Source organism: Streptomyces sp. SID14436 (genome assembly GCF_010548465.1).
In the GTDB taxonomy this organism is placed as follows: Bacteria; Actinomycetota; Actinomycetes; order Streptomycetales; family Streptomycetaceae; genus Streptomyces.
The window spans coordinates 1-7,025 of sequence record NZ_JAAGMD010000101.1 but is presented as its reverse complement, the minus strand read 5'-3'; the positions used below and the strand labels follow the sequence as shown (position 1 = coordinate 7,025).

Here is a 7,025-nt window from a genome sequence, read left to right as displayed (position 1 = left end):
GTGCCGAGGCGCACGTCGGCGGCCCGGCGGCGCCGCTCCAGGTAGGCCGGTCCGCCCCAGCCGATCACCCCGCCGGCCAGGGCGCCGGGCAGTCCGCCGTCGGTCACCCGCAGGCAGGCGGCGGCCTCCGCGCACCGCACGCAGGTGGCGAGGTGGCGGGAGAGGTCCTCGGGGGTGTCGGCGGCGGGCGAGCGGGTGACCGCGTCGAGGAGGCGGGCGTAGCTGCGGCACTCCGCGTCCATCGGCGAGTCGAGGTGGTTGCGGTGGCACCGGTCCCGGAACAGGCCGCGCACCTGGGCGAGTTCGTCGCCGGCGGTGGCCGGGTCGAGGCCGAGGCGGCGGGCCACCACCGGCAGCGGCAGGGCCTCCACCTCGGCGAGCCACAGCAGTTCGGCGTCGGCGGGCTGGAGGTCGCGCAGTCCGCGCAGGGCGACGGGGCGTTCCAGCGGCGGGCCGGTGTAGCGGGCGGCGCGGTCGGAGTGCAGCCACAGCCGCAGGTCCGGGTCCAGTTTGTGGCCCTGGCCGTCCTCCTCCCAGCGGGTCACGGCGGTGCGGACGGCGGTGAGCAGCAGCGGGATCCGGGGCAGCCGGGCCGCGCGGCGGCCGGTGCCGCGGACGGTCGCCGACTCGGCGGCGCGCAGGTCGCGTATGCCGTGCGCGAAGGCCTCCCGGGCCAGTTCGGCGGCGGCGGCCGTCCCGGCCGTGCACAGGTCGGCGTAGGAGAGCACCGCGTCCCAGCACTCGGAGAACAGGGCCGTCTCGGAGACGTCCTGGGGGCTCGGCAGGTCGGGCATGGGTCTCCTGCATCCACGAACGAGGTCAACTCGCCATACCGGCGGATTAGTTGAGGGATGCCTCGCGGCAGACGACGACCTTTTCACGTCCGCGCCGCAACTGACAAGCGGCGTCTTCACACATCCCGCGGACCGCGCCCCTCGCCGGGACCCTACGCAAAGGAAGGCCGGAACGTCTCGGTTCCGGCCTTCCTCATGGCGTGTGACGGCCCCGCGGGCCCCGGCTCACGCCTCGACGGGCTCCTGCGCGGGCAGGCTGTCCATGAACGAGCTCACGGAGAACACCGCGCGGCCGGGGCCGGGCGGGCCGTAGCCGGGGGGCGAGGAGAGGCCGAAGTCGTCCATGGTGGCGCGGTAGGCCTCCAGCAGCCGGATGTGGTACTCCAGCGGCGCGCCGTTCGGGTTGGCCTTGCCGAGCGGGGTCGTGGGCTCCGGGCACCAGGTCGTGAAGCGGGGCGTGATGCCGTGCGACATGAAGAAGCGCAGCCCCTCGGTGGTGGAGGCGATGGCCTCGTCGACGGTGCTGAAGCCGAACGGCTGGGACATCTCCACGCCGGCCACGAAGTTGGGGATGACGTTGCGCGCGCCGAAGACGTCCGCGGAGTCCAGGATGCGCCGGTGCCACTCGTCCCGGCCGACGTAGCGCTCCTTGCCCGGGCAGTACATCTTGAACAGGTACTCGTCCCACACCTCGTAGTTGGGGTGGTAGATCTGCACCCCGTAGTCCTTGAAGCGCTGCACGTCGTCCTTGGGCAGCGCCTGGGCGACGACCTTGCCGATCCAGCGGCCGGGGAAGCGCTCCTCGATGGCCTTGGCGTAGTGGCCGTAGAAGTCGGCCTCGTCACGGCCTGCGACGGTCCTGGTGATGGCGCCGCCGGTGAGGGTGTAGGCGGTGGACGCCTTCGCCGTGTCGTACCGGTCGATGATCTCCAGCGCCTCCAGGACCTCCTCGACGTCCTTGACGCCGGTGTACGGCCGGCCGGCGGCCTTGTGCTGGCGCCAGTTGTGGTTGATGTCGCAGTACTGGCACTCCTCCTTGGCGCCGAAGTACTGGCACACCCGGAAGACCGTCAGGTAGATCAGGTAGCCCCACTGGATGGTCGGGGCGACCTCCATGACGGACTTCCCGTTGGAGAGGGTGTGCCGGTAGTACTCGGGCATGGGCGGCACACCGACGTCGGAGATCCGCCTGCCGTCGAGGTAGAGGCCGAGCACGCCGTGCTCGTCGGCGGCCACCCGGTAGGGCGACGCGGGGTTCACCCGCACCGACACCACCGTGCGGCGCAGGTCGTAGGGGCCGCCGGTGAGGATGATCTCCTCCGGCGGGCGCCGGAGGGCGGCCTCGCCCAGTTCCGGCAGGGTGCCGTGGTCGAAGGAGAAGATGAAGTACGACTTCGGTTTGACCTCGCCGTCCTCGTTGTCGCTGAGGGCGGAGGGGTCGAAGGCCACACCGCCCCGCAGCAGGTCCTCCTTGAAGACGGCTTCCCGCGGCACGTGCGGGAACCGCTCCATCAGATCCTCGACCAGCGCGGTCCGGCTGCCCATCCCGTGTCTCCTCCCGGCTCGGACGTACGACTCCTCACGGTATGCCCCCGCTCGGAGAACCGCGGTGCCGGGTCCCCCGACACGGCACGGTCCACTCCCCGGGGTAGGTTCCGGCGGGGGGCGTCGGGCGTCCCCGGACGTCACGGAGGGCGAGGGATGACCGAGAGCGTCACCAACTGGGCGGGCAACATCACGTACGCCGGCGCGGAGCTGCGCCGTCCGCGCACCCTGGAGGAGCTGCGGGCGCTGGTCCGCGGCGGCGGCCGGGTGCGGGTCCTGGGCAGCGGGCACTCCTTCAACCGCATCGCCGACCCGGGCGAGGGCGGGCTGCTGCTGTCGCTGGACGCGATGCCCCCGCGGATCGACGTGGACACCGCGGCCCGGACGGTCGCGGTCGGCGGCGGCGTGCGGTACGCGGAGCTGGCGCGCGCCGTGCACGCGCACGGGCTGGCGCTGCCGAACATGGCGTCCCTGCCGCACATCTCCGTCGCCGGGTCGGTGGCGACCGGCACGCACGGTTCCGGCGTGACGAACGGCCCGCTGGCCTCGGCGGTGCGCGAGGTGGAGCTGGTCACGGCCGCCGGTGACCTCGAGCGGATCGGCCGGGCCGACGACCGCTTCGGCGCCGTCGTCACCTCGCTCGGCGCGCTGGGCGTGGTCACCGCGCTCACCCTGGACCTGGAGCCGGCCTACGAGGTGGAGCAGCACGTCTTCACCGAGCTGCCGCTCGACGTGCTCGACCCGCAGACGTTCGAGCAGGTGATGGCGTCGGCGTACAGCGTGAGCCTGTTCACGGACTGGCGGGCGCCCGGCTTCCGGCAGGTGTGGCTGAAGCGGCGCACCGACCGGCCGCTGCCGCCGTTCCCGTGGGCGGAGCCCGCGACCGGGAAGATGCACCCGGTGCCGGGCATGCCCGCCGTGAACTGCACCGAGCAGTTCGGGGTGCCGGGGCCGTGGCACGAGCGGCTGCCGCACTTCCGCGCGGAGTTCACCCCGAGCAGCGGGGCGGAGCTGCAGTCGGAGTACCTGATGCCGCGCGGCAGCGCCGTCGAGGCGCTGCACGCGCTCGACGCGGTCCGGGAGGCGGTCGCCCCCGTCCTGCAGACCTGCGAGATACGCACGGTCGCCGCGGACGGGCAGTGGCTCAGTCCGGCCCACGGCCGGGATTCGGTGGCCTTCCACTTCACCTGGATCGCGGACGCGGGGGCGGTGCTGCCGGTGGTGCGGCGGGTGGAGGAGGCCCTGGCGCCCTTCTCGCCGCGGCCGCACTGGGGGAAGGTGTTCACCACCCCGGTGGCCGGGCTGCGCGGCCGGTACCCGCGGCTGCGGGACTTCGCGCGCCTGGCCGGCGCGCTGGACCCGGCGGAGGTCTTCCGCAACGCCTTCGTCCGGGAGCTGCTGCGGTAGCGGACGGGCGCCGGGCGGTCAGGCGGGCGCGAACGCGTGCATCTCGTCCCCGCCCGGCCGCACCACCCCGTAGGTGCTCTCGGGGACGGCGTTCCAGGCCCCCGGCATGTCGCCGAGCGGCTCGGAGACGATCAGGCGGGTGCCCTCGGACACCCCGCGCAGGAACTCCAGGTCGGGGTGGAGGGAGCGCAGGGTGTCCACGCGCGTGCTGTAGAAGAGGGAGCGGGACTCCCGTCGGCTGGAGTACCGGAACGCCCACAGGCTCTCGCCGTCGGTCACCGCGACCGTCATCTGCAGCGGGTCCGGCACGCCGTGCGCGCGGCCGGTGCGTTCGACGAGTCCGGCCATCCGCGCGACGGCGGCCGGCGGGTCCTCCTCCAGGCCGAGGGTGAGTGCCAGGTAGAACATCGTCTCGGAGTCCGTGGAGCCCTCGATGTGCGGGAAGAGGTCCGGGTCCACGGCCAGCAGCAGGTCCCGCCGGACCCGGTCGAACCCCTCGATCGCGCCGTTGTGCATCCACATCCAGGGGCCGTGGCGGAAGGGGTGGCAGTTGGTCTGCTGCACCGCCGAGCCGGTGGAGGCGCGGATGTGGGCGAAGAACAGGCGGGAGCGGACGTGACGGGCGATCTCGCGCAGGTTGCGGTTGCTCCAGGCCGGGCCGATCTCCCGCAGCACGGCCGGCGTGCCGTCGCCGTCCCCGTACCAGCCGACGCCGAACCCGTCGCCGTTGGTGGTCTCCACCCCCATCTTGGCGTGCAGGCTCTGGTCGATCAGGGAGTGGGCGGGCCGGTAGAGGATGCTGTCGAGCAGGATCGGGGTGCCCGAGTAGGCGAGCCAACGGCACATCGCGCGGGTCCTCTCATCTCGCTCGGGACCCCACGGGTCCCCCGGCTTCCCGCAGCTCCGGGTACCCGCGCCCGCGCATCGGACCCACGCGCCCGGCATGAGCCGGTCCCGCCCGCTTTCCGTCCGCCCCGTCGTGTCCCGGGGGCGCGGGGACCCGCCCCCGGGACACGGCAGACCACGGGGGCGGGCAGCAGCGGTGCCGTCCGGGGGCGTCGGCCGCCCACCCCAGGCTGCGGCCGGCGCCACCGGGCCGCCTCACCCCCGGCGGGTGATCCGGCCGCGGCGGGCCGGCGGCGACAGTGGGGGCGGACAGACGTCGGCCCACGGCGGGAGCGGAGTTCTGCGATGGCCGTACCCAGCGTCCTGAACGCGCCCTTGTCCCCGGCGGAGCGTGCCCAGCGCGGCAGAGCCGCGCGGTCGCGTGCGCCCCGGTCGGTGCACGGCTGGTTCGAGGCGGCCGGGGACCGGCCCGACCCGGTCGACACGGTCGAACGCCAGTCGGCGACGCGGCTGCCCGAGCTGGTGCCGATCCGCTACGGCCGCATGCTCGAATCACCGTTCCGCTTCTACCGCGGCGCCGCCGCGGTCATGGCGGCGGACCTCGGGCCCGCCCCGAACACCGGCCTGACCGTGCAGCTCTGCGGGGACGCGCACCTGCTGAACTTCCGGCTGCTGGCCTCGCCGGAACGGCATCTGGTCTTCGACATCAACGACTTCGACGAGACGCTGGCCGGCCCCTTCGAGTGGGACGTCAAACGCCTCGCGGCCAGCTTCGTCATCGCGGCCCGGGCCAACGGCTTCTCCACCGACGAGCAGGACGACGCCGTCCGCACGTGTGTGCGCGCCTACCGGCGGCGGATGCGGGACTTCGCCGGCATGCGCACCCTGGACGTCTGGTACGCGCAGGACGACGTCGACCGGGCGCGGGAGCTGCTGGCGTCCTCGATGGACCAGGAGGCCCGCCGGCGCACCGACCGGGCGGCGGCGAAGGCCCGCACCCGCACCCACCTCCAGGCGTACACGAAGCTCACGCGGGTCACGGCCGAGGGCCGGCGCATCGCGCCCGACCCGCCGCTGCTGGTGCCGCTCGGCGACCTGCTGGACGACCCGGCCGCGGAGCGGCAGGGCCTGCGCGGCGTCCTCCAGGGGTACGTGCGCTCCCTGTCCTCGGAGCGCCGGTACCTGCTGGGCCGGTACCACGTGGTCGACATGGCGCGGAAAGTGGTGGGCGTCGGCAGTGTCGGCACCCGCTGCTGGATCGTGCTGCTGCTCGGCCGGGACGACGACGACCCGCTGCTGCTGCAGGCCAAGGAGGCGCAGGAGTCCGTGCTCGCCCCCTACACGGGCGGTGAGCCGTGCGAGCACCAGGGCCGCCGGGTGGTGGCCGGGCAGCGGCTGATCCAGACGTCGAGCGACATCCTGCTGGGCTGGACCCATGCCGTGGGCCTCGACGGGCGGGGCCGGGACTTCTACGTGCGGCAGCTGCGCGACTGGAAGGGCATCGCGCGCCCCGACACCATGGACCCCGGTCTGCTCCGGCTGTTCGCCCGGCTGTGCGGCAGCTCCCTGGCCCGGGCCCACGCGCGGTCCGGGGACCCGGTCGCCATCGCCGCCTACCTCGGCGGCAGCAGCCGGTTCGACCGGGCGCTCGTCGCGTTCGCCCGGTCCTACGCCGACCTCAACGAACGGGACCACGCGGCGCTGGGCGCGGCGGTCCGGTCGGGACGGGTGCGGGCGGAGAGCCGGTGAGGCGCGCCGGGGGTCTCCCGGCCCGGCGGCTCCCGGTCCCCCGGGCCGCCGGTCAGCGTGGTGCGGGCCGTACCTCCAGCAGGCGCAGCCCCAGGGACCGGCAGCGGGCCAGCAGTCCGTACAGGTGGGCCTCGTCGACGACGTGCCCGTAGAGCACCGTCTGACCCGGCAGCATCACGTGGTCGAGCTCCGGGAAGGCGTCGATCCGGTCCTTCGTCAGCCGCCCGGCCACGCGGAGTTCGTAGTGCATGAGCCGGCCCTCCCGTGCTTGTGGGACGTCGTGCGCGGGCGGCCGGTGCCGTGCGGCGTCGTTCCGTGCTCCGCGCGGCGGCGGCCGGTCCCGGGTGCGGCGGCGCGTGCCCGCACACCGTGCCTGTGATGCTCCGCGCGCGGGCCCGGGCCGGGCTCACCCGCCACGGGCGAGTCGCGCCGGGCTCCTCACAGCAGGCCCAGCTCACGCGCGCGGCGCACGGCCTCGCCCCGGCGGTTCACCGCGAGCTTGCGGTACACGCTCTTGAGGTGCGTCTTGACCGTGTTCACCGACACGAACAGGTCGGCGGCGATCTCCTCGGTGGACATCATCAGGGCCAGCCGCCGCAGCACGTCGCGTTCCCGGCCGCTGAGTTCCTCCACCACCGGCGGGCGCCGCTCGGCGTCCGGTGCCGACGGCCCGTACGGTGCCGC

At 74.1% G+C, this 7,025-nt stretch carries 6 protein-coding genes and 1 pseudogene; 2 read left to right on the top strand and 5 right to left on the bottom strand.

All coding sequences use genetic code 11. The annotated features are described in order from the left end of the window. Both G3I53_RS04035 and G3I53_RS04030 read right to left on the bottom strand, forming a co-directional pair. Positions 1-794: pseudogene (locus G3I53_RS04035) on the bottom strand (cellulose-binding protein); the annotation flags it as partial. A gap of 225 nt (positions 795-1,019) precedes the next feature. Then, positions 1,020-2,339 (bottom strand): radical SAM protein, encoded by a 1,320-nt coding sequence (locus tag G3I53_RS04030; protein WP_164332419.1) that lies wholly within the window; start codon positions 2,337-2,339, stop codon positions 1,020-1,022. A gap of 156 nt (positions 2,340-2,495) precedes the next feature. Here G3I53_RS04030 and G3I53_RS04025 point away from each other — a divergent pair, with 156 nt between their 5' ends. Continuing rightward, entirely contained in the window at positions 2,496-3,746 is a 1,251-nt protein-coding gene (locus tag G3I53_RS04025; protein ID WP_164332418.1) for an FAD-binding protein, read from the top strand. Positions 3,747-3,764: 18 nt separating this feature from the next. Here the strand turns inward: G3I53_RS04025 and G3I53_RS04020 are convergent, their stop codons facing one another. Further along, positions 3,765-4,592, bottom strand: a complete 828-nt coding sequence (locus G3I53_RS04020) for a class II glutamine amidotransferase (protein ID WP_164332417.1) — start codon at positions 4,590-4,592, stop codon at positions 3,765-3,767. A gap of 345 nt (positions 4,593-4,937) precedes the next feature. Between G3I53_RS04020 and G3I53_RS04015 the strand changes: the two genes are divergently transcribed. After that, positions 4,938-6,341 (top strand): DUF2252 domain-containing protein, encoded by a 1,404-nt coding sequence (locus tag G3I53_RS04015; RefSeq protein WP_164337988.1) that lies wholly within the window; start codon positions 4,938-4,940, stop codon positions 6,339-6,341. Positions 6,342-6,393: 52 nt separating this feature from the next. On the opposite strand, the gene G3I53_RS04010 is transcribed toward G3I53_RS04015, so the two are convergent. Beyond that, the gene (locus G3I53_RS04010) at positions 6,394-6,591 is read right to left on the bottom strand and encodes a hypothetical protein (protein WP_164337989.1); all 198 of its coding nucleotides are present in this window, start codon (positions 6,589-6,591) and stop codon (positions 6,394-6,396) included. Between the two features lie 188 nt (positions 6,592-6,779). After that, positions 6,780-7,025, bottom strand: a 246-nt coding sequence (locus tag G3I53_RS04005; RefSeq protein WP_164438019.1) for a helix-turn-helix transcriptional regulator, incomplete at its 5' end; no start/stop codon positions are given.